This is a genomic window from Streptomyces sp. NPDC041814 (assembly GCF_055590565.1).
Map to the genome: position 1 here is coordinate 1 of NZ_JBVJAM010000018.1, position 22,898 is coordinate 22,898.

Here is a 22,898-nt window from a genome sequence, read left to right on the forward strand (position 1 = left end):
GCCCCCGGCCCCCCCCGGGGGGGGGGGCCCCCGGCCCCCCCCGCCCCCCCCCCCCCGGGGGGGGGGGCCCCGCCCCCCCCCCGGCCCCCCCCCCGCCCCGCTGTTGTTCAGCCCGCCGCGCCGCTGCTCGCCAGCGCGTCCGACAGCTCCTTGGCCGCCTGCTGGAGGATCGGCACGATCCGCTCGGTGGCCGCCTCGGTGACCCGGCCCGCCGGGCCGGAGATCGAGATCGCGGCGGAGGTGGGGGAGTTGGGCACCGAGACCGCCAGGCACCGGACCCCTATCTCCTGCTCGTTGTCGTCCACCGCGTAGCCCACCCGGCGCACCTGGTCCAGCGCCTCCAGGAAGCCGTCCGGGGTGGTGATCGTCTTCTCGGTGGCGGCGGGCATCCCGGTGCGGGCGAGCAGGGCGCGCACCTCGTCCGGCGGGGTGTGCGCGAGCAGCGCCTTGCCGACGCCGGTCGAGTGCGGCAGGACCCGGCGGCCGACCTCGGTGAACATGCGCATCGAGTGCTTGGACGGCACCTGCGCCACGTACACGATCTCGTCGCCGTCGAGCAGCGCCATGTTGGCCGTCTCGCCCGTCTCCTCGACCAGCCGGGCCAGATAGGGGCGGGCCCAGGTGCCGAGCAGCCGTGCGGCGGACTCGCCGAGGCGGATCAGGCGGGGGCCGAGCGCGTAACGCCGGTTGGGCTGCTGGCGTACGTAACCGCACAGGACCAGCGTGCGCATCAGGCGGTGGATCGTCGGCAACGGGAGTCCGCTGCTCGCGGAGAGCTCGCTCAGGCCGACCTCGCCCCCCGCGTCGGCCATCCGCTCCAACAGGTCGAAGGCGCGCTCAAGGGACTGCACACCACCGCTGGAACCGGCGGGCTTGGAGTCGGAAGTGCTGGCGTGGGACGGCGGCACGTCAACGGTCCTTTCGAAGCGGAGGAGCAAGGCAGCAGCCTACCGGGCCCTTTCCGATCGGCCCACAGCCGACGAAGGCCGTCGTGGCCGGTCAGCGCCCGTTTGTCCGGGTGTTCGCAGGCCGGGCGTCGCCCCGGCCGTGCGGCACCTGGCCCATCCTACGTTCCGCACTCCGAAATTTACCTTTTACTTTGTGGAAACCTCTAGTGCGGCCCGGGTGCGAGGGTGAGGTCTTGACGGGTCGCGCTCCCGAGTGAAGACTCCTTCAACAGTTCGTTGAAAGTGCGAAGTGAGGAGCACCGGTGTCCGGTCCGGACGTGAAGCTGCTACTGCGCTCGACGCGCGTCGTCACCCCCGAGGGGACCCGGCCCGCGTCGGTCGCCGTCACCGGCGGGACCATCGACGCCGTTCTGCCGTACGACACCGAGGCCCCGGCCGGTGCCCGCGTCGAGGACTTCGGGGACGACGTCCTGCTGCCCGGCCTCGTGGACACGCACGTCCATGTGAACGACCCCGGCCGCACCGAGTGGGAGGGCTTCTGGACCGCCACCCGGGCGGCCGCGGCCGGCGGCATCACCACGCTGCTCGACATGCCCCTCAACTCCCTGCCGCCCACCACCACAGTGGAGAACCTGCGGGTCAAGCAGGGCGTCGCCGAGCCCAAGGTGCACGTGGACACCGGCTTCTGGGGCGGTGCGGTGCCCACCAACGTGAAGGACCTGCGGCCGCTGTACGAGGCCGGTGTCTTCGGCTTCAAGTGCTTCCTGTCGCCGTCCGGCGTCGAGGAGTTCCCCGAGCTGGACCAGGAGCAGCTGGCCCGGTCCATGGCCGAGATCGCCGGCTTCGGCGGGCTGCTCATCGTGCACGCCGAGGACCCCCACCACCTGGCGTCCGCGCCGCAGCAGGGCGGACCGGCCTACGCGGACTTCCTGGCGTCCCGGCCGCGCGACGCCGAGAACACCGCCATCGAGGGCCTCATCGCCCACGCCCGACGGCTGAACGCCCGCGTCCACGTCCTGCACCTGTCGTCCAGCGACGCGCTGCCGCTGATCGCCGCCGCCCGCCGCGAGGGCGTCCGGCTCACCGTCGAGACCTGCCCGCACTTCCTCACCCTCACCGCCGAGGAGGTCCCCGACGGGGCCACCGAGTTCAAGTGCTGCCCGCCGATCCGGGAGGCCGCCAACCAGGACGCCCTGTGGCAAGGGCTCGCCGACGGCACCATCGACTGCATCGTCTCCGACCACTCGCCCTGCACCACCGACCTCAAGACGCCGGACTTCGCCTCCGCCTGGGGCGGCATCTCCTCCCTCCAGCTCGGCCTGCCCGCCATCTGGACCGAGGCCCGGCGCCGCGGCCACACCCTGGACGACGTCGCCCGCTGGATGTCCGCCGCCCCCGCCGCCCTCGCCGGGCTGCACCACAAGGGCGCCATCGAGGCGGGCCGCGACGCCGACTTCGCGGTCCTGGCGCCCGACGCCGCCTTCACCGTCGACCCGGCCGAGCTCTTCCACCGGAACCAGGTCACCGCGTACGCCGGACGCACCCTGCACGGCGTGGTGCGCTCCACCTGGCTGCGCGGCGTACGCATCCAGCAGGACGGCACGCTCGCCGAGCCCACGGGCCGACTCCAGACGAGGAACAACTGATCATGACGGCGACAGCGCACTTCACCGGCGACGCGAACCCGTACGGCGGCGGCGATCCGTACGCCGACTACCGCACAGCCGACCACCCCTTCACCCACCTCGTGGACCTCGCCGACCGGCGGCTGGGAGCGGGCGTGATCGCCGCCAACGACGAGTTCTTCGCCGAGCGCGAGAACCTGCTCAAGCCGGAGCCCGCCCACTTCGACCCGGAGCGCTTCGGCCACAAGGGCAAGATCATGGACGGCTGGGAGACCCGCCGCCGACGCGGCACCGGTGCCGCGCGGCCGCATCCGGTGGACGAGGACCACGACTGGGCGCTCATCCGGCTCGGCGCCCCCGGCATCGTGCGCGGCCTGGTCGTCGACACCGCCCACTTCCGGGGCAACTACCCGCAGGCCGTCTCCGTCGAGGCCGTCTCACTGCCCGGCACGCCCTCGCCGGAGGACCTGCTCGCCCCGGACGTGAAGTGGACGACGCTCGTCCCCCGGACCGCCGTCGGCGGCCACGCGGCCAACGGGTTCGCCGTCGACGTGGAGCGCCGCTTCACGCATCTGCGGCTCAACCAGCACCCGGACGGCGGCATCGCCCGCCTGCGGGTCCACGGCGAGGTCGCACCGGACCCCGCCTGGCTGGCCGCGCTCGGCACGTTCGACGTCGTCGCGCTGGAGAACGGCGGGCGGGTCGAGGACGCGTCGGACCGCTTCTACTCCCCGGCGACCAACACCATCCAGCCCGGCCGCTCCCGCAAGATGGACGACGGCTGGGAGACCCGGCGCCGCCGCGACCGGGGCAACGACTGGATCCACTACCACCTGGCCGAAGAGGCGGACATCCGCGCCGTCGAGATCGACACCGCGTACCTCAAGGGCAACGCGGCGGGCTGGGCGCGGCTCACCGCCCGGGACGCGGAGAGCGGTGCGTGGACCGAGTTCCTGCCCCGGACCCGGCTCCAGCCCGACACCAACCACCGCTTCGTGCTGCCCGACGCGGTCCGCGCCGACCAGGTCCGCATCGACATCTTCCCGGACGGCGGCATCTCCCGGCTCCGCCTCTTCGGCTCCCTCACCGAACGCGGCGCGGCCCGGCTGGCCGCCCGCCACGCGGAGCTCGGCGGCTGAGCGACCGGCACTCCGAGGAGCACCGGGCTCAGAACTCCTCGTGCTCCTCGGGGTCCCCGCCGAACCGCTCCCGCCGCCCGTTCGAGATCCGCCCCAGCTCCTCGGGCGTCAGCTCGAAGCCGAACAGGTCCAGGTTCTCCTGCTGCCGCCCCGGGTCGGCGGACTTCGGGATCGGTACAGCCCCGAGCTGGGTGTGCCAGCGCAGCACCGCCTGGCCCGGGGTGACGCCGTGCGCCTCGGCGACGGCCACCACGTTCGGGTCGGCCAGCAGATCGCGGCCCCGCCCCAGCGGGCTCCAGCTCTGCGTGACGATCCCCATCGCCGCGTGCGCCGCGCGCAGCTCCTCCTGGGGCAGCCGGGGGTGCAGCTCGATCTGGTTGACGGCGGGCACCACGCCCGTCTCGTCCGCCAGCCGCTTCAGGTGCTCGGTGGTGAAGTTGGAGACCCCGATCGACCGGACGAGCCCGTCCTCCCGCAGCTTGACGAGCGCCCGCCAGGTGTCCACGTACAGCCCCACCTTGGGCAGCGGCCAGTGGATGAGATAGAGGTCCACGTAGTCCAGGCCGAGGTTGCTCCGGGACTCCTCGAACGAGGCGAGCGTCTTCTCGTAGCCGTGGTGCCGGCCGGGCACCTTGGTCGTGAGGAAGACCTCCTCGCGAGGCACCCCGCTGCGGGCGACGCCGCGCCCCGTACCGGTTTCGTTGCCGTAGTTCAGCGCGGTGTCCACGAGCCGGTAGCCGAGGTCCAGGGCCCCGGACACCGCCTTCTCCGCCGCGTCGTCGTCCAGCGGATAGGTGCCGAGTCCGACCGCCGGAATCGTATGGCCGTCGTTCAGGGTGTGCACCGGGATACCGGACATGATCGTCCCTTCTCGTCGCCTGCCGTTACGGGCGTGCCTCCCCGCCCAGCGTAGGCGGGGAGGCGGCGGGCGGCAGGGCGGCGTCAGGCGGCGTGACCGCCGTCCACGACCAGTTCGGCCCCGGTGACGAACGCGGCCTCCGCGCCCGCGAGGTACGAGATGAGCGCGGCGATCTCCTCCGCCGTGCCGAACCGGCCCACGGCGTTGGCCGCGCGCTGGCCGTCGGCGAAGGGCCCGTCGGCGGGGTTCATGTCGGTGTCCACGGCGCCGGGCTGGACCAGGTTGACCGTGATGCCGCGCGGGCCCAGTTCGCGGGCCAGCGGCTTGGTCAGGCCGGAGAGCGCGGACTTGCTCATCGCGTAGAGCGTTCCGCCGGGTCCGCCCGCGTGCCGGCTCAGGGCCGTGCCGAGGGAGATGATCCTGCCCCCGTGCTCCATCACCTCGGCCGCCGCCCGGCAGGCGAGGAACACCGCCCGGACGTTCACGGCGAGCACCCGGTCCACGTCGGCGGGCGTGAGCGTGCCGATGGGGCCGAGGACGCCGATCCCCGCGTTGTTGACCAGGATGTCCAGCCGCCCGAGCTCCTGTGCCGCCCGGTGCACCGCCGCGGCGGCGGCCTCCGGCTCGGCCGAGTCGGCGCGCAGCGCGACCGCGCGGCGGCCGGCCGCTTCGATCGCGGCGACGACCTCCTTGGCGGCGCCCTCGTCCTGTACGTACGTCAGCGCCACGTCGGCGCCGTCCCGGGCGAGCCGCAGGGCGGTCGCGGCGCCGATGCCCCGGCTGCCGCCGGTGACGAGCGCGGTGCGGGGCGTGGTCGGGGTGGTGTTCATCGCGGTTCCTGTCCGTTGCCGGTCGTGCTGACAGGGACCAGGAAAGTCGTTCGGCGGTCCGGAAACCGGCGGGAAATGGACGCCGAGTCCGAGGCGTCAGCGCCAGTCCGGTGAGCGGCCGAGCGCCGCCAGTACGCGGGGGAGCGGGCCGCCGTCCGCCACCGGCAGCGCCGGCCGGAAGGCGGCGGCCGGTCCTTCGCGCGCCGGTCCGTCCGGAACGCGCAACGCGAAGGGCAAGGCGGCCTCCAGCACCTCGTCCGGCAACGCGAGGGGCAGGCCGAGCGTCGCGGCCGCGTCCCAGGAGTGCACGACGTAGTCGATGAAGTGGAACCCCATCGCGACGGCCCCGGGGAACGTCGTCCCCGTGCTGATCTCCGGCAGCGCGAACCGCCGCTCCGCCGTCCCCGGTCGCGCGAACGCGTCGAGCACGGTCCGGGCCGTCTCCCGGTACCAGGCCACCGGATCGCCGCCGGCCGTCCGGTGCGCCCAGGCTTCGGGGTCGGCCCCCTCGCCCCGCGCGGCGGCGGCGAAGCCGAGGTGCTGGGCGCCCATGTGCTCCACCAGGAGGCGCAGCGTCCAGCCGTCGCACGGGGTGGGGCGGTCCCAGTCACCGGGGTCCGCGCGGCCGACGACGCGCACGGATTCCAGCACCGCGATCCGGTCGAGTTCGATGATGTCCATGGGGGATCCCTTCGTGAGCTGAAGGTGGGTCACGGCGTGCCGGCAGGCCACGGCACAGCCCCGGAAACCAGCCGCCACGCGGAGTCGTACACCGCCGAGCGGCTGGTGGGAGTGGCCGTCCAGGTGGCCGAGCGCAGGGTGCCCCCGTCCCGGTGGGCGCGGACGATCTCGCGGTGGTCGGGGCGGGCGACGAAGCCCATCAGGTGCTCCTCGGCCGTCCAGACGGTGATCGAGCCGGACCGGTTCATCCGGGGACCGAGGTCCACCCAGAGCCACATGCCGACCGCGCCCGGCGTCCGGGGCCAGGTGCGGCGCAGCCGCATGCCCGCCGCGCCGACGGAGAACGTGCGCCACGGGCGGTGCGTGACGAACTCGGTGACCCCGACGACCACCTCCGCGCCGGACTCCACGGCCCGGGCGGCGGGGCCCGGCTGCCACCGGGTGCTCCAGAGAATGTGCGGCACGGTCGTCTCCTCCAGGCACGCGGGGCGGTCCGGCACGGGTCTCCGCGGCGGATGCCCATGACCATACAAGTAGACGAACGATCGTGCTATTAGTTTGGCCGGACGCATTTGCTCCGACGCGACCTACACCCGACGCGGCCTACGCCTCCGCGGGCAGCGACGACGGGTCCACCGCCACCGCCCGGAGGCGTCCCAGGACCGCGCGCCAGGCCCTCGCATAGCTCTCCGCACTGCCGCGCAGCACCGAGTCACCGTTCGCCAGTTCCAGGAACGCGATGATCTCGAAGGCCAGTTGCGCGGCGTCGCAGTCGTCGCGGATCTCGCCCAGGGCCCGTGCCTCCTCGATCCGCCGCTCCACGAAGGCGAACCACCCGGCCTGCGCGGCGGCGAGCGCGTCGTGCACCGCGCCCTCGCGGGCGTCGAACTCCGCGAGCGCCGCGTAGAAGAAGCAGCCGCCGGGGAAGACCCGGTCCCGCGAGTAGGCGATCCATGCCTCGCACATCCGCCGCACCCGGCCCAGCCCGGCGGGCTCCTCGCGCGTGGGGACCACCACGTGCTCGTCGTGGATCGCGACGGCCGCCCGGACGGTCGCCAGCTGAAGCTCCTCCTTGGAGCCGAACAGCGCGAAGACCCCGCTCTTGCTCAGCCGGAGGTCCGCGGCCAGCCGGCCGAGCGACAGCCCGTCGAGACCTTCCACCGAGGCGACCGCGGCCGCCCGGGCGAGTACCAGCTGCCGGGTGCGGTTGCCGCGCTCGACCCTGCCGTCCTGGCGTGTTCCGGCCATCCGGTGACTCCGTGCTCCGGTGAGGTGCGGGCGGCCCGCGTCGGGCGCGCCGGGGGGCTCGTCATTCTAGGAGGGCGCCCGGTAGCGTGATCGCTCCCCAGTGCGAGCCGGACCCGTCTCCACGCCGTCCCCGTGGAGAGAGCAGGAACTCGAATGTCCTCCGCCGCCGTCCCCGCCCCCGTCCTGGCCCCGCCGCGCCGGGCCTGGCTCACCGATCTGCCCGTCCTGTTGGTCGCGGTGGTCTGGGGGTCGAGCTATCTCGCCGCCAAGGGCATCACCACCCCGCAGACCGTCGTCGCCGTGCTCGTGCTGCGGTTCGCCGTGGTGCTGCCCGTCCTCGCGGTCGCCGGGTGGCGCCGGCTGCGCGCGCTGAGCGCGGCGCAGTGGCGGGGCGCCGGGCTGCTGGGCCTGGTGCTCAGCGGGATCTTCCTGGTGGAGACGTACGGCATCGTGCACACCTCGGCGACCAACGCCGGGCTCATCATCAGCCTCACCATGATCTTCACCCCGCTCGCCGAGGCCGCCGTCACCCGGACCCGGCCGACCGGGGCCTTCCTCGCCGCCGCCGGGCTCTCCGTGGCCGGGGTGGTGCTGCTGACCCAGGGCGGCGGATTCACCAGCCCCTCGGCCGGTGACCTGCTCATGCTGGTCGCCGCCCTGGCCCGGACCCTGCACGTCCTGCTCATGGCCCGCATCAAGTCGGTCCGGGGCGCGGACGCGCTGTCCCTGACGACCGTGCAGCTCGGCAGCGCCCTCGCCGTCTTCGCCCTGCTGGCCGCCGCGCCGGGGACGGGCGCGGCGCCCTGGACGGTCGCCGCCGGGTTCGGGGTGCGGGAATGGGCCGGGCTGCTCTTCCTCGCGGTGTTCTGCACGCTCTTCGCGTTCTTCGTGCAGATGTGGTCCGTACGCCGCACCTCCCCGTCCCGGGTCAGCCTGCTGCTCGGTACGGAACCGCTGTGGGCCGCTGCCGCCGGCATCGCGATCGGCGGCGAGCGCCTGGGCGTCGCCGGGGCGGCGGGCGCTGTGCTGGTGCTGGCCGGAACGGCCTGGGGGCGGCGCAGCGCGGACCCGGGCGCGCCCTGACCGGCTCACTCCTTGATCGCGTCGGACGCGACCATCACGGCCGCGCCCGTCACCACCAGCACGATCGACACGAAGAGCGGGTACTCCGAGGCGAACGGCAGCCGCCGCCACAGGTTGAAGAAGCGGAACCAGTCCAGCCACAGATGGAGCAGCCCGGCGACCCCCTGGACGAAGACCAGGAACCCGGCCGTCTCGCAGAATTTCTTCATGACCCCGAGCCTCGCCGCCCGGGCGGTGCCGCCGCGTCGGCCGGTGGGCTGCCCGCCGGGTCCGAAAGTCTCCGGCTCCGCGACTTTGGTCGCTCCCGCGCCCCGGACCCCCGGAACCCGCCGCCCGCGTGCGTAGCTTTGTCGACATGACGCGTACGGAGTACCCCTGGCTGCTGCCCTCGGCGATGGCCGGACCCGAGCTGCCCGGCGACCGAGGCCGGTCCCGTCGTACCGTGCGGGACTGGGCCGTCGACCTCACCGCGTTCCTCTGCGCGGCGGGCATCGGCCTGACGACGCTCGCCGCCATCGAGGCCGACCCCACCACACCGGACACCTTCGTGCTGGTCGACTCCCTCATCGGTGCCGCCGCCTGCTGCGCCCTGTGGTTCCGGCGCCGCTGGCCGGTCGCGCTCGCCGTCGTCCTGACCCTGCTGGCCACCGTCGAACCGGTCGCGGCGGGCGCCCTGCTCGTCGCGCTGTTCAGCGTGGCCGTCCACCGGCCGTTCCGCCCGGTCGTACTCGTCGGCGCGGGGGCCCTGGCCGCCGCCCCCGTACAGCCGTATCTGCGCCCCGACCCGGACACGTCGTTCCTGGCGTCCACCGTCATCGGGATCCTGCTGATCCTGCTCGTCCTCAGCTGGGGCATGATCGTGCGCTCCCGGCGCCAGCTCGTCGTCTCCCTCCGCGAACGCGCCGTCCGCGCCGAGACCGAGGCCGCCCTCCGCGCCGAACAGGCGCAGCGGCTCGCCCGCGAGGAGATCGCCCGGGAGATGCACGACGTGCTCGCCCACCGGCTGACCCTGCTCAGCGTCCACGCGGGCGCCCTGGAGTTCCGTCCCGACGCGCCTCCGGCCGAGGTCGCCCGCGCCGCCGGGGTCATCCGGGACAGCGCGCACGAGGCGCTCCAGGACCTCCGCGAGATCATCGGCGTGCTGCGCGGCCCCCGCGACACCGACGGCAACCGCCCGCAGCCCACCCTCGCCACGCTCGACGCGCTCGTCGCCGAATCCCGGGAGGCGGGCATGAAGGTCGCCTTCGACAACCGCCTAGCCGACCCGGACGCCGTGCCCGCCGCCTCCGGCCGCACCGTCTACCGCATCGCCCAGGAGGCGCTGACCAACGCCCGCAAGCACGCCCCCGGCACCGAGGTCACCGTCGCCGTCACCGGCGGACCCGGACAGGGCATCACCGTGGAGGTGCGCAACCCGGCCCCCACCGAGCCCTTCACCCCGGTCCCCGGATCCGGCCAGGGGCTCATCGGCCTCACCGAACGGGCCACCCTCGCCGGGGGCCGCCTCGACCACGGGCCCGCCCCCGACGGCGGGTTCGCGGTGCGGGCCTGGCTACCGTGGGCCTCATGACCGACGCGCCCGTCCGCCTGCTCATCATCGACGACGACCCGCTCGTGCGGGCCGGGCTGAACCTGATGCTCGGCGGCGCCGACGACATCGACATCGTGGGGGAGGGCGCCGACGGCAGCGAGGCCGCGGCCCTGGTCGACCGGCTGCGGCCCGACGTGGTGCTGATGGACATCCGGATGCCGGTCATGGACGGCCTGTCCGCCACCGAAGCGCTGCGCGGCCGGCCCGACGCGCCGGAGATCGTCGTCCTGACCACCTTCCACGCCGACGAGCAGGTGCTCCGCGCGATCCGCGCCGGGGCCGCCGGCTTCGTCCTCAAGGACACCCCGCCGGCCCTGATCGTGGAATCGGTGCGCCGGGTCGCGGCCGGCGACCCGGTCCTCTCGCCCGCCGTCACCCGGCAGCTCATGGCCCGGGCGGCCGGTGCCGGACAGGAGGAGCGCGTGGACCGGGCCGCCCGGGCGCGCGAGCGGATCGCGCTGCTCGCGGACCGGGAGCGTGAGGTGGCCGTCGCCGTGGGACGGGGCCGGTCCAACGCGGAGATCGCCGCGGAGCTCTACCTCAGCGTCGCCACGGTGAAGACCCAGGTCTCCCGCATCCTGGCCAAGTTCGGCTTCAACAACCGCGTCCAGATCGCCCTCCTGGTCCACGACGCCGGCCTCCTGGACGACTAGGGCCTGTCTGACCATTCCCGTCCGCCGGGCGACGACGGGAATGGTCAGACAGGCCCTAAAGCGGATCGAATCCGGCCTGAACCGGCTCGATCCCGCAGGCCGCGCGGCATACGCTGAACGGGCCGGTCCTCGGAGCGGGGACGACACGACCGGGAGGGCGGGCCCATGTCCGAAGTCGTTGTGGATCTCAGCGGGTTGGCCGACTTCACCGCGAATCCGTACCCCTACTACGAGCGGATGCGCGCGACCGGACCCGTGCACCTCGTCCGCACCGACGAGTTCGACCGGATCTGGCTCGTCGTCGGCTACGACGAGGGCCGGGCCCTCCTGGCCGACCAGCGCTTCGGCAAGGACTGGCGGTCACTGCCCGGCGAGACCGGCGGTGACCCGATCAACGCCAACATGCTGGAGACGGACCCGCCCGACCACACCCGGCTGCGCAAGCTCGTCGCCCGCGAGTTCACCCCGCGCCGCATCGAGGCGCTGCGCCCCCGCGTCGAGGAGATCACCGCCGGACTCCTCGACCTGATGGTCCCCGAGGGCCGCGCCGACCTCGTGGACGCGCTCGCCTTCCCCCTCCCCATGACCGTGATCTGCGAGCTGCTCGGCGTCCCCGACCTGGACAGGTCCGCCTTCCGCAAGCTGTCCAACGGCGTCGTCGCCCCGGCGAACGCGGTGGAGGAGGGCGAGGCGGTCCGCGCGATGGGCGGCTACCTCGGGGAGCTGATCGAGGACAAGCGCCGCTCACCCGGCGACGACCTGCTCAGCGCCCTGATCGCCGCCCGCCACGAGGACGACGACGCGCTCTCGCCCGACGAGCTGGTCGGCATGGCCTTCCTGCTGCTCGTCGCCGGCCACGAGACGACGGTCAACCTCATCTCCAACGGCGTACGCGCCCTGCTCGCCCACCCGGACCAGCTCGCCGCGCTCCGCGCCGACCTCTCGCTCCTCGACGGCGCCGTCGAGGAGATGCTGCGCTACGACGGCCCCGTGGAGACGGCCACCCTCCGGTTCGCCCGGGAGCCGGTCGAGGTCGGCTCCCGGACCATCGCGACCGGCGACGCGGTCCTGGTCTCGCTCGCCGGCTCGGACCGCGACCCGGCCCGCTACCCCGAGCCCGACCGCTTCGACATCCGCCGTGACACGCGCGGCCACCTCGCCTTCGGACACGGCATCCACTTCTGCCTGGGCGCCCCGCTGGCCCGGATGGAGGGCCGCATCGCGATCCGGGCGCTCCTGGAACGATGCCCCGGCCTGGAGGCCGACCCGGAGGCCGCCCCGCTCGACTGGCTGCCCGGCACGCTGATCCGCGGGGTGCGCCGCCTGCCGGTGCGCTGGTGAGCGACGCGCCGCCGCCCTCTTCGTGCCCCTCCGGGTTGCGGCGGCACGCGCTCGGGGATACTTGCCCAGCCGGGCCGGGACCACAGGGCCCCGGCACCACCGGCAGCAGCACAGCGAGCAGCACAAGAAGGGCACGGCGTCGTGGCAAGGGTTCGGACAGGGGTACGTGCGATGGGCGCCGTGCTTGCGGCGGTGCTGGGGGTGTCCCTCATGGGATGCAGCAGCACCGGCGGCAAGCGGGCGGAGGAGCGTGCGGCCAAGGCCGCGGCCGAGGGCCGGGCCGCGGTGAACACGCCCCGCTGGACCTTCGCCATGGTCACCCACTCGGGCGACGGCGACACCTTCTGGGACATCGTCCAGAAGGGCGCCGACATGGCGGCCAAGAAGGACAACATCAACTTCCTGTACTCGAAGAGCGACGAGGGCCAGCAGCAGGCCCAGCTGGTCCAGGCGGCCATCGACAAGAAGGTCGACGGACTGATCGTCACGCTGGCCAAGCCCGACGCCATGAAGGACGTCGTCGCCAAGGCCGTCCGCGCCGGCATCCCCGTGATCACGGTGAACTCCGGCTCCGCCGAGTCCAAGGCGTACGGCGCGCTCACCCACATCGGCCAGGACGAGTCCATCGCCGGTGAGGCTGTCGGCGACGAGCTGAACAAGCGCGGCCGCAAGAAGGCCCTCTGCATCCTGCACGAGCAGGGCAACGTGGGCCACGAGCAGCGCTGCGCCGGTGCGAAGAAGACCTTCGACGGCCAGATGCAGAACCTGTACGTGGAGGGCACCAACATGCCCGACGTCCAGGCGTCCATCGAGGCGAAGCTCCAGTCCGACAAGGACATCGACGCGGTCGTCACGCTCGGCGCGCCCTTCGCGGACGCGGCCGTCAAGGCGAAGAAGACCGCCGGGAGCAAGGCCGAGATCGACACCTTCGACCTGAACGCCACCGTCGCCGCCGGGCTGAAGTCCGAGACCCTCGGCTTCGCCGTCGACCAGCAGCCCTACCTCCAGGGCTACGAGGCCGTCGACCTGCTCTGGCTCTACCGCTACAACCGCAACGTCCTCGGCGGCGGCCGCCCCGTTCTCACCGGCCCGCAGATCATCACCGCGAAGGACGCCGGAACGCTCGCCGAGTACGCCGACCGGGGCACCCGATGACCGCCGGGCCCGGATCGACCGCCGTCGCGGACGAACGACTGCTGCGCACCTCACCGCTGCGCAGGCTCCTCGGCCGCCCGGAGCTGGGCTCGGTCGTCGGCGCGCTCGCCGTCTTCCTCTTCTTCGCGGTCGTCGCCGACAGCTTCCTGCGCGTCACCAGCTTCGGCACGGTGCTGTACGCGGCCTCCACCATCGGGATCATGGCGGCTCCGGTCGCGCTCCTGATGATCGGCGGCGAGTTCGACCTGTCGGCCGGTGTGATGGTCACCAGCTCGGCGCTGGTCTCCTCGATGTTCAGCTACCAGATGACGGCCAACGTCTGGGTCGGCGTCTTCGTGTCGTTGCTGGTCACGCTCGCCTTCGGCGCGTTCAACGGCTTCATGCTGACCCGTACGAAACTGCCCAGCTTCATCATCACGCTGGGCACGTTCCTGATGCTGACGGGGCTCAACCTGGGCCTCACCAAGCTCATCAGCGGGACCGTCTCCACGAAGGGCATCGGCGACATGGAGGGCTTCCCCTCCGCCCGCAAGCTCTTCGCCTCGTACTGGACCGTCGGCGGCGTCGAGCTCAAGGTGACGCTCCTGTGGTGGGCCGGACTGGTGGCCGTCGCCACCTGGATCCTGCTCCGCACCCGCTTCGGCAACTGGATCTTCGCCGTCGGCGGCGGCGCGGACGCGGCCCGCGCGGTCGGCGTCCCGGTCATCCGCACCAAGATCGGGCTCTACCTCGGCGTCGCCTTCGCCGCCTGGGTCTCCGGGCAGCACCTGCTGTTCAGCTACGACGTCGTGCAGTCCGGCGAGGGCGTCGGCAACGAGCTGATCTACATCATCGCGGCCGTCATCGGCGGCTGCCTGATCACCGGCGGATACGGCTCCGCGATCGGCTCGGCGGTCGGTGCCCTGATCTTCGGCATGACCAGCAAGGGCATCGTGTACGCGGAGTGGAACCCGGACTGGTTCAAGTTCTTCCTGGGAGCGATGCTGCTCCTGGCCACCCTGCTCAACGCATGGGTACGCAAGCGCGCGGAGGCGACGACATGACGGCCCCCAAGGCCCCGGAAGGGCCCAAGGACACCGGCCGGCAGGCCCTCGTCGAGCTGGACGACGTGGCCAAGTACTACGGCAACATCAAGGCGCTGGAAGGCGTCTCCCTGGAGGTCCGCGCGGGCGAGATCTCCTGCGTGCTCGGTGACAACGGCGCCGGCAAGTCCACCCTCATCAAGATCATCGCGGGGCTGCACCGGCACGACGCCGGGCGCTTCCTCATCGACGGCGAGGAGACCACCCTCGCCAACCCGCGCGACGCACTCGACCGGGGCATCGCCACCGTCTACCAGGACCTCGCGGTCGTCCCCCTGATGCCGGTCTGGCGCAACTTCTTCCTGGGCTCCGAGCCCACGACCGGCGCCGGACCGTTCAAGCGCCTCGACGTGAAGCTGATGCGCGAGACCACGCGCTCCGCGCTGCTCCGCATGGGCATCGACCTGCGCGACGTGGACCAGCCCATCGGCACCCTGTCCGGCGGCGAGCGGCAGTGCGTGGCCATCGCGCGCGCCGTCCACTTCGGCGCCAAGGTGCTCGTCCTGGACGAGCCGACGGCCGCCCTCGGCGTCAAGCAGTCCGGCGTCGTCCTGAAGTACATCGCGGCCGCCCGGGACGCCGGCCTCGGCGTGGTCCTCATCACGCACAACCCGCACCACGCGTACCTCGTCGGCGACCGGTTCGTCCTCCTGAAGCGGGGCGTCATGGCCGGAAGCCACACCAAGGACAGCGTCTCGCTGGACGAGCTGACCCGGCAGATGGCCGGCGGCAGCGAGCTGGAGGAGCTGAGCCACGAGCTGGAGCGCACCTCCGGTCCGGGGACCGGCGACAGCGTGTAGCGGAGGCGCCCGGCGACCCCGCCCCCTCCGGGGTGGCAGAATCGGGACGGACGGGCGCCGTCCGCCACCGGGATCACTCCTGACCCGGTCACCCCACACCTTTCAGGGACGATGAGCACGTACCGCGACTTCGCACACCGCGGCTCCGCCCGCGCGACCGTCCTGCGGACCGTGGGCACCCGGGAAAGGCGCTCGCACCTCACGGCGCCCCGGGTCCCCACCGTCGGCATCGACATCGGCGGCACCAAGGTCATGGCCGGAGTCGTGGACGCCGACGGCACCATCCTGGAGACGGTGCGCACCGAGACCCCGGACAAGTCCAAGAGTCCGAAGGTCGTCGAGGACACCATCGTGGAGCTGGTCCTCGACCTCTCCGACCGGCACGACGTGCACGCGGTGGGCATCGGCGCGGCGGGCTGGGTCGACGCGGACCGCTCCAAGGTCCTCTTCGCCCCGCACCTGGCCTGGCGCGACGAGCCCCTGCGCGACGCCCTCGCCTCCCGGCTCGTCGTCCCCGTCATGGTGGACAACGACGCCAACACCGCCGCCTGGGCCGAGTGGCGCTTCGGCGCCGGGCGCGGCGAGGACCACCTCGTCATGATCACCCTCGGCACCGGCATCGGCGGGGCGATCCTGGAGGACGGCCAGGTGAAGCGCGGCAAGTACGGCGTCGCCGGTGAGTTCGGCCACATGCAGGTCGTGCCCGGCGGCCACCGCTGCCCGTGCGGCAACCGGGGCTGCTGGGAGCAGTACAGCTCCGGCAACGCGCTGGTCCGCGAGGCCCGCGAGCTGGCCGCCGCGGACTCGCCGGTGGCCCACGGGATCATCGAGCGCGTCAAGGGCAACATCCCGGACATCACCGGACCGCTCATCACCGAACTGGCCCGCGAGGGCGACGCGATGTGCGTCGAACTCCTCCAGGACATCGGGCAGTGGCTCGGCGTCGGCATCGCCAATCTGGCCGCCGCGCTCGACCCCTCCTGCTTCGTCATCGGCGGCGGGGTCAGCGCCGCCGACGACCTGCTCATCGGACCCGCGCGGGACGCCTTCAAGCGCCACCTCACCGGGCGCGGCTACCGCCCCGAGGCCAGGATCGCGAAGGCCCAGCTCGGCCCGGAGGCCGGTATGGTCGGCGCGGCGGACCTCGCCCGGCTGGTCGCGCGGCGCTTCCGCCGCACCAACCGCCGCCGCGTCGAGCGGTACGAGCGGTACGCGCAGATCTACGACCAGGCGGCGAGCACCCTCCGCAGCAACCGCAACACCCGCACTTCCTAGGGGCCCCACACCCATGACCGCAGCCGAGCACCCCGTCGTGCCGCGCCAGTCCCCGCCGCCGGACGAGGGGGACGGGCGGGCCCCGGAGACCCGCCGCCGCCTCATCCGCCGACGCCTGATCACGGCGACGATCATCGTGCTGCTCATCGGCATCCCCGCCGGATACCTGCTGATCTCGGCGGGCCAGAGCCGCCGCTCCGGCCAGGACAAGGCCGCCGAGGCCGCCGCGCAAGGGCTGCGCCCCGGCTGGCCGTCCCGGATGCTGCGCCGCATCTTCGAGGTCCCGATCCCCGGTTACGCGACCGGGGTGCAGTACTACGAGACGAACAACTGGAAGGCCAGCCGGATGTACGTGCAGTTCCGCACGACGTCCAACGGCCTGGACGCCTTCCTCACCGACATCGGCACCGGCCGCGCCGCGCTGGAACCCGGCAAGGTCACCATCAGCAAGCGCGACACGAAGATCGCCGGCTGGCACTTCGGCGACGGCGTCTCCTGGGCGGGCACCACCCACACGAACAAGGACCCGCGCCCCACCCAGGACATCACCGTCGACATGACGGACCCGATGTCACCCGTCGTGTACGTCGTCTCCGCCGCCACCCCCTGACCCGTCGCCCGGCGCCAGCGCCTGCACCTCGGCGTACGGGAGTGCTCCGCCCCGTACCGGACCCCCGTCCCGGATCGCGGCAGCCGTGGACACGGCCCCGGCCAGCGCCTCCCGGTACAGCAGCGAGCCCAGGCTGACCCGCCGCACCCCCAGGGCGCCCAGCTCGGCGATGCCCGGTCCGGCCGGGCTGTACAGCACGTTCAGCGGGGTGACGAGGGCGGCGGTGAGCGCGGCGATCCCCGCCCGGTCCGAGAGACCGGGCACGAACACCCCGTCCGCACCGGCCTGCTCGTAGACCGCGAGGCGGGCGGCGGTCCGCTCCTGTTCGCACCCCAGCCAGTACGTGTCCGTGCGGGCGTTGACGAACAGCCCGGGTGCGGCCTCCTTGACGGCGGCGACCTTCGCGGCGTGCAGCTCCGCCGGGGCCAGGGTGCCGTCGGCCCGCCCGTCCTCCAGATTGATCCCCGCCGCCCCCGCCTCGTACAGCCGCCGCGCGAACACGGCGACCTCCGCCGGGTCGTCGCTGAACCCCCCTTCCGCGTCCACGCTGAACAGGAACCGCCCCCGGCCGAGCCGCCGGGCCAGGTCCACGGTCGCCTCCTTCGTGGCCGCCGCCCCGTCCGGCAGCCCGAGTCCGGCAGCCACGCCGAGGCTGGTGGTCCCCACCGCTGCGAACCCCTCGGCCGCCAGTGCGGCGGCCGACGCGTAGTCCCAGGCGTTGGGCAGCAGCAGGGCCCTCCCCTCGTGGTGGAGCCGGGCGAACGGCGTCATCGGCCGGCCGAGCAGCCCCTCGGCCAGCGCGAGGGCGTGTGCCCTGCCCGGGCAGACCCGGGGCGGTGCGCCGAAGGTGAGCGGCACGGGGTGGCCCTGCTGGGCGGCCGCCAGGTCGAGGACCACCTCGTCGCCCTCGGCGATCTCCCGTCCGGCGACCCGGGTGGCCCGGGCGGCAACCCGGCGCATGACCCGCACCGGCGGATCGTCCCGCAGCACCCGGGCCGTCGGCGCTCCGGGCCCGGCCGCCGCGACGGCTCCGGCCAGCGCGGCGGTCGCGCCGCACGCCTGGGCCAGGAGGCCGATGCGATTAGCGACGGCCTCCAGCCCGGCCTCGTCCACCGGGTCCGGCGAGAGCAGGTCCACGAGCCGGGCGACGGCCCGGTCGGCGTCGGACCCGCCGTCCTCGCCGAAGTACGCGTCCGCCAGCACCGCCACCTCCCGGGCGACCCGCTCCGGCTCCGGCAGGTCCAGGGCGGCGGCGAGGCGGCTCACCACGCGCGTCCGCGGATCGCCCTCCCCGCCCGGCGCCGAGGCCGCCCGGTGCAGATCGGCCGGGGCCAGGCGGGCGAGTTCCGCCTCCACCCACGCCCGGCGCCGCAGATGCGGCTCACCGGAGGCGAACCTCGCCACCGCGGCCCGCAGCCAGGCGACGCTCGCGCCGGGCGGACCGTCGAACGGGCCGGGTGCCGGCGGGACGAGCGCGGGGTCGGCGAGCGCCGTGCGGATCTCCGCGTACTGACTGAACTCATGGGTCGTCGCGTGGCTCATGGCTCCGACCGTAGGCCCGGAACACTTCGGCCCCCGCCGAACCGTCCCTGCGCCACCATGGAGTCATGTCCTCCCTCGCCGAGACCGCCGCCCTCTTCGCCGACCGCACCCGCGCCGCCTTCTGCGAGGCGCTGCTCGACGGGCGGGCCTGGACGTCCGGTGAGCTGGCCCGGCACGCGGGGGTCACCGCGTCCACCGCCAGCGAGCAGATCTCCCGCCTCGTGGCAGGCGGTCTGCTGGCCGAGGAGCGGCAGGGGCGGCACCGCTACGTCCGGCTCGCGGGCCCCGAGGCGGCCGCGCTGACCGAGGCGCTTGCCGCGTACGCACCCGGCACGCCCCGCCCGCGCACCCTGCGCGCCTCGGTCCGCCAGGACGCCGAGGCCCGGGCGCGCACCTGCTACGACCATCTGGCGGGCCGGCTCGGCGTCGCCCTGGCGGACGCGATGACCTTGCGCGGCCTGGTCGACACCGGCTCCGGGATCGCCGTCACCCCGGCGGGCCGCGGCTGGCTGGCCGACACCCTGGACTTCCGGCAGCCCGCCGGGGCCCGGCGCCCTCTCGTCCGCACCTGCCTGGACTGGACCGAGCGCCGCTCGCACCTCGCGGGCGCCCTGGGCGCGGCGCTGTGCACGGCGTCCCTGGACCGCGGGTGGGTCCGGCGCGTCGGCTCGGGGCGGGCGGTGAAGGTGACGCCGGAGGGAAGCGCGGCGTTCGCGGAACTGCTCGGGGTGGAGGTGTGAGCCGTCCTCAGCGCCAGTCCACCTCCGTGGAGGCGAAGTAGGGCAGGCCCCGGTCGGCCCAGAGGCGGCCGTGGTGCGCCAGCCGCTCGCGGTATTCGGCCCATTCCGGGGCGCGCCCGCACCACGCGGCCTCCGCGACCGAGGCCAGCCGGGGCAGCAGGAGCAGGGAGACGTCCTCGAAGCCCCTGAACCTCTCGGCGAAGACCGTGGCCTCCACGCCCGCCACGTTCGCGTCCGGGACCGGGCAGGCGCCCGGGTCCCAGGCGGCCGTGTGCCGGACACCCAGCGGGCGGTAGCCGTCGAAGCCGAGCCGGGCGGCCTCGGCGGACTGCTCGGGCGGGGCGAACTCCGTCGCGTACCGGCGGTCCAGGTAGAGGTGCGACTGCGGGGAGAGCAGCACGCGGCCGCCGCCCTCGACGGTGCGGCGGAGGTCGTCGTCGGTGGGGGCGAAGAAGGTCTTCAGGGCCGTGATGATCTCCATGGTCCGCCCGGAGGCGACGAGTTCGGGGCGGGCGGCCAGTTCCTCCGCCGTGTCCGGGAGGTCCATCATCGCCACGTCCACCCAGTACTGCGCGATGTCCTCGGGGCCGATCCCGGCGCGTGAGGACTCCTGCCAGGCCACCGGGCGCTTGCCCAGGTCGCGGACGAGCGCGCGCAGTGCGCGTACGGAGGCGTCGAAGCTCTCCGGGGTCGCGCCGAACGCCTCGTCGGCGCCGATGTGCACGTAGGGGCCGGTCGTCAGCGCGCAGACCTCGGTGAGGACGCGGGCGACGGCGGCGCGGGTCGCCGCGTCGGTCAGGTCGAGCGGGGGCACGAACGGGAAGCGGTCGGCGAGCCCGGCCGGGGCGGGGGCCGGGGGGAGGCCGGGCACGGCGGCCCGGAGCGTCGCGCAGTGGCCCGGCAGGTCGATCTCCGGGACGACGGTGACGAACCGCCGGGCCGCGTACTCCTGAAGCTCCCGGTACTCGGCCGCCGTGTAGTACTCCGTGCCCGGGGGCGTCAGCGCCGGGGTGCCGGGGAGTTCGACGCGCCAGCCCTCGTTGTCGGTGAGGTGCAGGTGCAGGACGTTGAGCTTGTAGAGCGCGGCGAGGTCGATGATCCGGCGCACCTCGTCCGGCGTGAGGAAGCTGCGGGCCGGGTCGACCATGAGCCCGCGCCAGGCGTAGCGCGGGGCGTCGGTCAGTTCCTGGTGCGGGAGTCGACCCGTGGCGATGAGCTGGAGGGCCGTGGTCGCGCCCCGGAACACCCCGGCCGGGGTGCGGCCGCGGCAGGTGATGCCGTCGGCGTCCACCCGGAGCCGGTAGCCCTCGTCCACCGGCTGGGCGGCCCCGTCCGGGGAGACGCCGAGGGGCGGTTCCGACACCGACTCGTCCAGTCCGAGCACCAGTTCACGAAGCGGCGTGCCGGGCGCGTCCGGCAGGTGCGGGGCGAGCAGCGCCCGTACGGTCTCCGCCACCTCCGCCAGTGCCGGGTCGGTCGCCCGTATGTGCCAGGGGCCGGCCGCGGGCAGTGCGCCGGCGGGCGAGGACGGTCGGGCGTCGGGGTGCGGAATGACGGCGTTCACGGGCTTCTCCCTGAGGCGCGGGGCGTGGGCCGGGGGCCGGAGCGGCGGCGTCGGGTTCCGTCGGGTCCGGCCCCCCGGGCATTCGGTGCCGGAGCGGGACCGGACCGGCCGCCTCTTCTCCCGTACCGCTGCCACCTGTACGCTAACACGAAAACCGATCAATGAACGCTTTTTGCGGAGGGGGCGAACGGCCCGCCTCCGGGCGAAAGGAGAACCCGATGGTGCATGAGGCCGGACCCGGTTTCGCCCTGCCGGAAGGCTTCCTCATGGGGGCCTCGACCTCGGCCCACCAAGTCGAGGGCAACAACGTCTCCAGCGACTGGTGGACCCTGGAGAACCACCCCGAGAGCTTCGTCCAGGAGCCCAGCGGGGACGCGGCCGACAGCTTCCACCGGTGGCCCGAGGACATGGACCTGCTGCGCGAACTCGGCTTCGACTCCTACCGGTTCAGCATCGAGTGGGCGCGCGTCGAGCCCGAGCGCGGCCGGATCTCACGCGCCGCCGTCGAGCACTACCGGGCCATGGTGCGCGGCGCGCTGGAACGCGGGCTGACCCCGGTCGTGACCCTCCACCACTTCACCTCGCCCCGGTGGTTCAGCGACCTCGGCGGCTGGACGGCCCCCGGCGCGGACGAACTGTTCGCCGCCTACGCGCGCAGCTGCGGGGCCATCCTGCGCGAGGGCGTCCGCCATGTCGCCACCATCAACGAGCCCAACATCATGGCCCTGATGTACGCCCTCAAGCGGCACGCGGCCGAGCACGGCTGGGGGAGCGTCGCGCACGGGGCGAACGCCGCCCGCGAGGCCGGGGCAGCCGCCGTCGACCCGGCCTCCTTCGCCCCGGACTCCGAAGTGACCCGGGCCCTCATCCGCGCCCACCGGGCCGCCACCGCCGCGCTGAAGGAGGCCGTGCCCGGCGTCCGGGTCGGCTGGACCGTCGCCAACCAGGTCTACCAGGCGGAGCCCGGCTGCGAATCGGCCGCGACCGCCCACGCACGGCCCCGCGAGGACGTCTTCCTGGAGGCCGCCCGCGAGGACGACTGGATCGGCGTCCAGGCGTACACCCGCCACCGCATCGGCCCCGACGGCACCCTCCCCCCGCCCCCGGGCGCCGAACTGACGCTCACCGGCTGGGAGTTCTACCCCGAGGCGCTCGGCGAAGCGGTGCGGCACACGGCGGAGGTCGTCGGCCCGCACGTCCCGGTCCTGGTCACCGAGAACGGCATCGCCACCGACGACGACGAGCGCCGCATCGCCTACACCGCCCGCGCCCTGGCGAGCCTCGCCGGGGCGATGGCCGACGGCGTCGACGTACGCGGCTATCTGCACTGGAGCGCCCTCGACAACTACGAGTGGGGGAGCTACCGGCCGACGTTCGGGCTGATCGCGGTCGACCGGGACACCTTCGCCCGGACGCCCAAGGACTCGGCGCGCTGGCTGGGCGCCCTCTCCCGGGAGCGGCGGCTGCCCGCCGGAGCCCCGCTCGGGTCGGTGACCGCACCTTCCTCCCGTTAGGGTGACCGGCATGGCGAAACGGGGCCCGTACGAGAAGGGCGAGGCAAAGCGCAGCGAGATCCTGCACGCGGCACTGGAGATCTTTGCCGCCGAGGGGTACCGGGGTACCTCCCTGCGCAAGGTGGCGGCGAAGTGCAGCCTCAGCCTGCCCGGTCTGATGCACTACTTCGACTCCAAGGAGGACCTGCTCACCCAGGTCCTGCGGATGCGTGACGAGACCGCGCGGGCCCGGCAGGTGGAGCGCGCCGATCCGTACGGCTACCGCGAGATCATCCGGGAGGGCGCCAAGACCCCCGGCCTGGTCGAGCTCTTCGTCTCGCTGGCGGCCGCCGCCAGCGACCCGGCCCACCCCGCCCACGCCCACTTCGCCGAGCGCTACCCGGTGGTGCGCGAACGTGTCGCGGACTTCGTCCGGGAGGGGGTCGCGGAAGGACGGATCAGCTCGGCGGTCCCGCCGGAGCGGCTGGCCGTGCTCCTGGTCGCCGTGGCCGACGGCATCCAGCTGCAATGGCTGATCGACCGCTCCACGGACATGGAGCAGCCCATCGAGGACCTGCTCTCCATTCTGGATCCGCGTCCGGCGCCCGAAGGCCCCTGAACCGCGGAACGAGGAGGGGCGGCGCCGTGTGGCGCCGCCCCTCCTCCTCGCGTGTCCCGT

Annotated in this window: 23 protein-coding genes; 14 read left to right on the top strand and 9 right to left on the bottom strand. The window is 73.7% G+C overall.

The annotated features are described in order from the left end of the window. Positions 1 to 107: 107 nt before the first annotated feature. The gene (locus tag ACZ6C6_RS32850; RefSeq protein ID WP_360861727.1) at positions 108 to 908 is read right to left on the bottom strand and encodes an IclR family transcriptional regulator; all 801 of its coding nucleotides are present in this window, start codon (positions 906 to 908) and stop codon (positions 108 to 110) included. A gap of 302 nt (positions 909 to 1,210) precedes the next feature. Between ACZ6C6_RS32850 and allB the strand changes: the two genes are divergently transcribed. Then, positions 1,211 to 2,554 carry an allantoinase AllB gene (gene allB / locus ACZ6C6_RS32855; protein ID WP_469208206.1) on the top strand — a complete coding sequence of 448 codons (1,344 nt, stop codon included), beginning with the start codon at positions 1,211 to 1,213 and terminating at the stop codon, positions 2,552 to 2,554. Positions 2,555 to 2,556: 2 nt separating this feature from the next. After that, a complete protein-coding gene (gene alc, locus ACZ6C6_RS32860) occupies positions 2,557 to 3,672 on the top strand; it encodes an allantoicase (RefSeq protein WP_469208208.1) in 1,116 nt (371 codons plus the stop codon). A gap of 28 nt (positions 3,673 to 3,700) precedes the next feature. On the opposite strand, the gene ACZ6C6_RS32865 is transcribed toward alc, so the two are convergent. The 5 genes from ACZ6C6_RS32865 to ACZ6C6_RS32885 all read right to left on the bottom strand — a co-directional run bounded on the left by ACZ6C6_RS32865 (position 3,701) and on the right by ACZ6C6_RS32885 (position 7,290). Further along, entirely contained in the window at positions 3,701 to 4,531 is an 831-nt protein-coding gene (locus ACZ6C6_RS32865) for an aldo/keto reductase (protein WP_469208210.1), read from the bottom strand. 83 nt (positions 4,532 to 4,614) lie between these two features. Continuing rightward, positions 4,615 to 5,361: an SDR family oxidoreductase gene (locus ACZ6C6_RS32870; RefSeq protein WP_469208212.1), complete on the bottom strand. Its 747-nt coding sequence runs from the start codon at positions 5,359 to 5,361 to the stop codon at positions 4,615 to 4,617. Positions 5,362 to 5,457: 96 nt separating this feature from the next. Beyond that, on the bottom strand, positions 5,458 to 6,042 hold the full coding sequence (locus tag ACZ6C6_RS32875) for a TIGR03086 family metal-binding protein (protein ID WP_469208214.1): 585 nt from the start codon (positions 6,040 to 6,042) through the stop codon (positions 5,458 to 5,460). A 29-nt stretch (positions 6,043 to 6,071) separates the two neighbouring features. Then, positions 6,072 to 6,506 (bottom strand): hypothetical protein, encoded by a 435-nt coding sequence (locus tag ACZ6C6_RS32880; RefSeq protein ID WP_469208216.1) that lies wholly within the window; start codon positions 6,504 to 6,506, stop codon positions 6,072 to 6,074. Between the two features lie 139 nt (positions 6,507 to 6,645). Beyond that, entirely contained in the window at positions 6,646 to 7,290 is a 645-nt protein-coding gene (locus ACZ6C6_RS32885) for a TetR/AcrR family transcriptional regulator (protein ID WP_469208217.1), read from the bottom strand. A gap of 153 nt (positions 7,291 to 7,443) precedes the next feature. Here ACZ6C6_RS32885 and ACZ6C6_RS32890 point away from each other — a divergent pair, with 153 nt between their 5' ends. Then, positions 7,444 to 8,373 (top strand): DMT family transporter, encoded by a 930-nt coding sequence (locus ACZ6C6_RS32890; RefSeq protein ID WP_469208219.1) that lies wholly within the window; start codon positions 7,444 to 7,446, stop codon positions 8,371 to 8,373. A gap of 5 nt (positions 8,374 to 8,378) precedes the next feature. Here ACZ6C6_RS32890 and ACZ6C6_RS32895 read toward each other — a convergent pair whose 3' ends face one another. Then, entirely contained in the window at positions 8,379 to 8,582 is a 204-nt protein-coding gene (locus ACZ6C6_RS32895) for a hypothetical protein (RefSeq protein ID WP_469208221.1), read from the bottom strand. A 146-nt stretch (positions 8,583 to 8,728) separates the two neighbouring features. Here ACZ6C6_RS32895 and ACZ6C6_RS32900 point away from each other — a divergent pair, with 146 nt between their 5' ends. The 8 genes from ACZ6C6_RS32900 to ACZ6C6_RS32935 all read left to right on the top strand — a co-directional run bounded on the left by ACZ6C6_RS32900 (position 8,729) and on the right by ACZ6C6_RS32935 (position 16,880). Next, on the top strand, positions 8,729 to 9,943 hold the full coding sequence (locus tag ACZ6C6_RS32900) for a sensor histidine kinase (RefSeq protein WP_469208223.1): 1,215 nt from the start codon (positions 8,729 to 8,731) through the stop codon (positions 9,941 to 9,943). Further along, positions 9,940 to 10,617, top strand: a complete 678-nt coding sequence (locus ACZ6C6_RS32905; RefSeq protein ID WP_469208225.1) for a response regulator — start codon at positions 9,940 to 9,942, stop codon at positions 10,615 to 10,617. Before ACZ6C6_RS32900 ends, ACZ6C6_RS32905 begins: the two co-directional genes overlap by 4 nt. A gap of 165 nt (positions 10,618 to 10,782) precedes the next feature. Further along, on the top strand, positions 10,783 to 11,958 hold the full coding sequence (locus ACZ6C6_RS32910; protein WP_469208227.1) for a cytochrome P450 family protein: 1,176 nt from the start codon (positions 10,783 to 10,785) through the stop codon (positions 11,956 to 11,958). Positions 11,959 to 12,099: 141 nt separating this feature from the next. Further along, complete coding sequence (locus ACZ6C6_RS32915) at positions 12,100 to 13,113, top strand: sugar ABC transporter substrate-binding protein (protein WP_469208228.1); 1,014 nt, start codon at positions 12,100 to 12,102, stop codon at positions 13,111 to 13,113. After that, positions 13,110 to 14,156 carry an ABC transporter permease gene (locus ACZ6C6_RS32920; protein WP_469208230.1) on the top strand — a complete coding sequence of 349 codons (1,047 nt, stop codon included), beginning with the start codon at positions 13,110 to 13,112 and terminating at the stop codon, positions 14,154 to 14,156. Before ACZ6C6_RS32915 ends, ACZ6C6_RS32920 begins: the two co-directional genes overlap by 4 nt. Continuing rightward, positions 14,153 to 14,995, top strand: coding sequence for an ATP-binding cassette domain-containing protein (locus ACZ6C6_RS32925; RefSeq protein ID WP_469208232.1), 843 nt, complete (start codon positions 14,153 to 14,155; stop codon positions 14,993 to 14,995). The genes ACZ6C6_RS32920 and ACZ6C6_RS32925 overlap by 4 nt, the downstream gene beginning before the upstream one ends. A 111-nt stretch (positions 14,996 to 15,106) precedes the next feature. Beyond that, positions 15,107 to 16,270: an ROK family glucokinase gene (locus tag ACZ6C6_RS32930; protein ID WP_383294016.1), complete on the top strand. Its 1,164-nt coding sequence runs from the start codon at positions 15,107 to 15,109 to the stop codon at positions 16,268 to 16,270. 13 nt (positions 16,271 to 16,283) lie between these two features. Next, entirely contained in the window at positions 16,284 to 16,880 is a 597-nt protein-coding gene (locus tag ACZ6C6_RS32935; protein ID WP_469208235.1) for a hypothetical protein, read from the top strand. Here ACZ6C6_RS32935 and ACZ6C6_RS32940 read toward each other — a convergent pair. Next, a complete protein-coding gene (locus ACZ6C6_RS32940; protein ID WP_469208237.1) occupies positions 16,842 to 18,422 on the bottom strand; it encodes an isocitrate lyase/phosphoenolpyruvate mutase family protein in 1,581 nt (526 codons plus the stop codon). The two genes, ACZ6C6_RS32935 and ACZ6C6_RS32940, sit on opposite strands and share 39 nt — an antisense overlap. A 65-nt stretch (positions 18,423 to 18,487) precedes the next feature. Between ACZ6C6_RS32940 and ACZ6C6_RS32945 the strand changes: the two genes are divergently transcribed. After that, entirely contained in the window at positions 18,488 to 19,162 is a 675-nt protein-coding gene (locus ACZ6C6_RS32945) for an ArsR/SmtB family transcription factor (RefSeq protein ID WP_469208239.1), read from the top strand. Positions 19,163 to 19,169: 7 nt separating this feature from the next. On the opposite strand, the gene ACZ6C6_RS32950 is transcribed toward ACZ6C6_RS32945, so the two are convergent. Beyond that, on the bottom strand, positions 19,170 to 20,726 hold the full coding sequence (locus ACZ6C6_RS32950) for a family 20 glycosylhydrolase (protein WP_469208241.1): 1,557 nt from the start codon (positions 20,724 to 20,726) through the stop codon (positions 19,170 to 19,172). A gap of 218 nt (positions 20,727 to 20,944) precedes the next feature. Between ACZ6C6_RS32950 and ACZ6C6_RS32955 the strand changes: the two genes are divergently transcribed. Continuing rightward, complete coding sequence (locus ACZ6C6_RS32955) at positions 20,945 to 22,240, top strand: glycoside hydrolase family 1 protein (RefSeq protein WP_469208243.1); 1,296 nt, start codon at positions 20,945 to 20,947, stop codon at positions 22,238 to 22,240. A gap of 10 nt (positions 22,241 to 22,250) precedes the next feature. Beyond that, the gene (locus ACZ6C6_RS32960; RefSeq protein ID WP_469208245.1) at positions 22,251 to 22,838 is read left to right on the top strand and encodes a TetR/AcrR family transcriptional regulator; all 588 of its coding nucleotides are present in this window, start codon (positions 22,251 to 22,253) and stop codon (positions 22,836 to 22,838) included. The last annotated feature ends 60 nt before the right edge of the window (positions 22,839 to 22,898 follow it).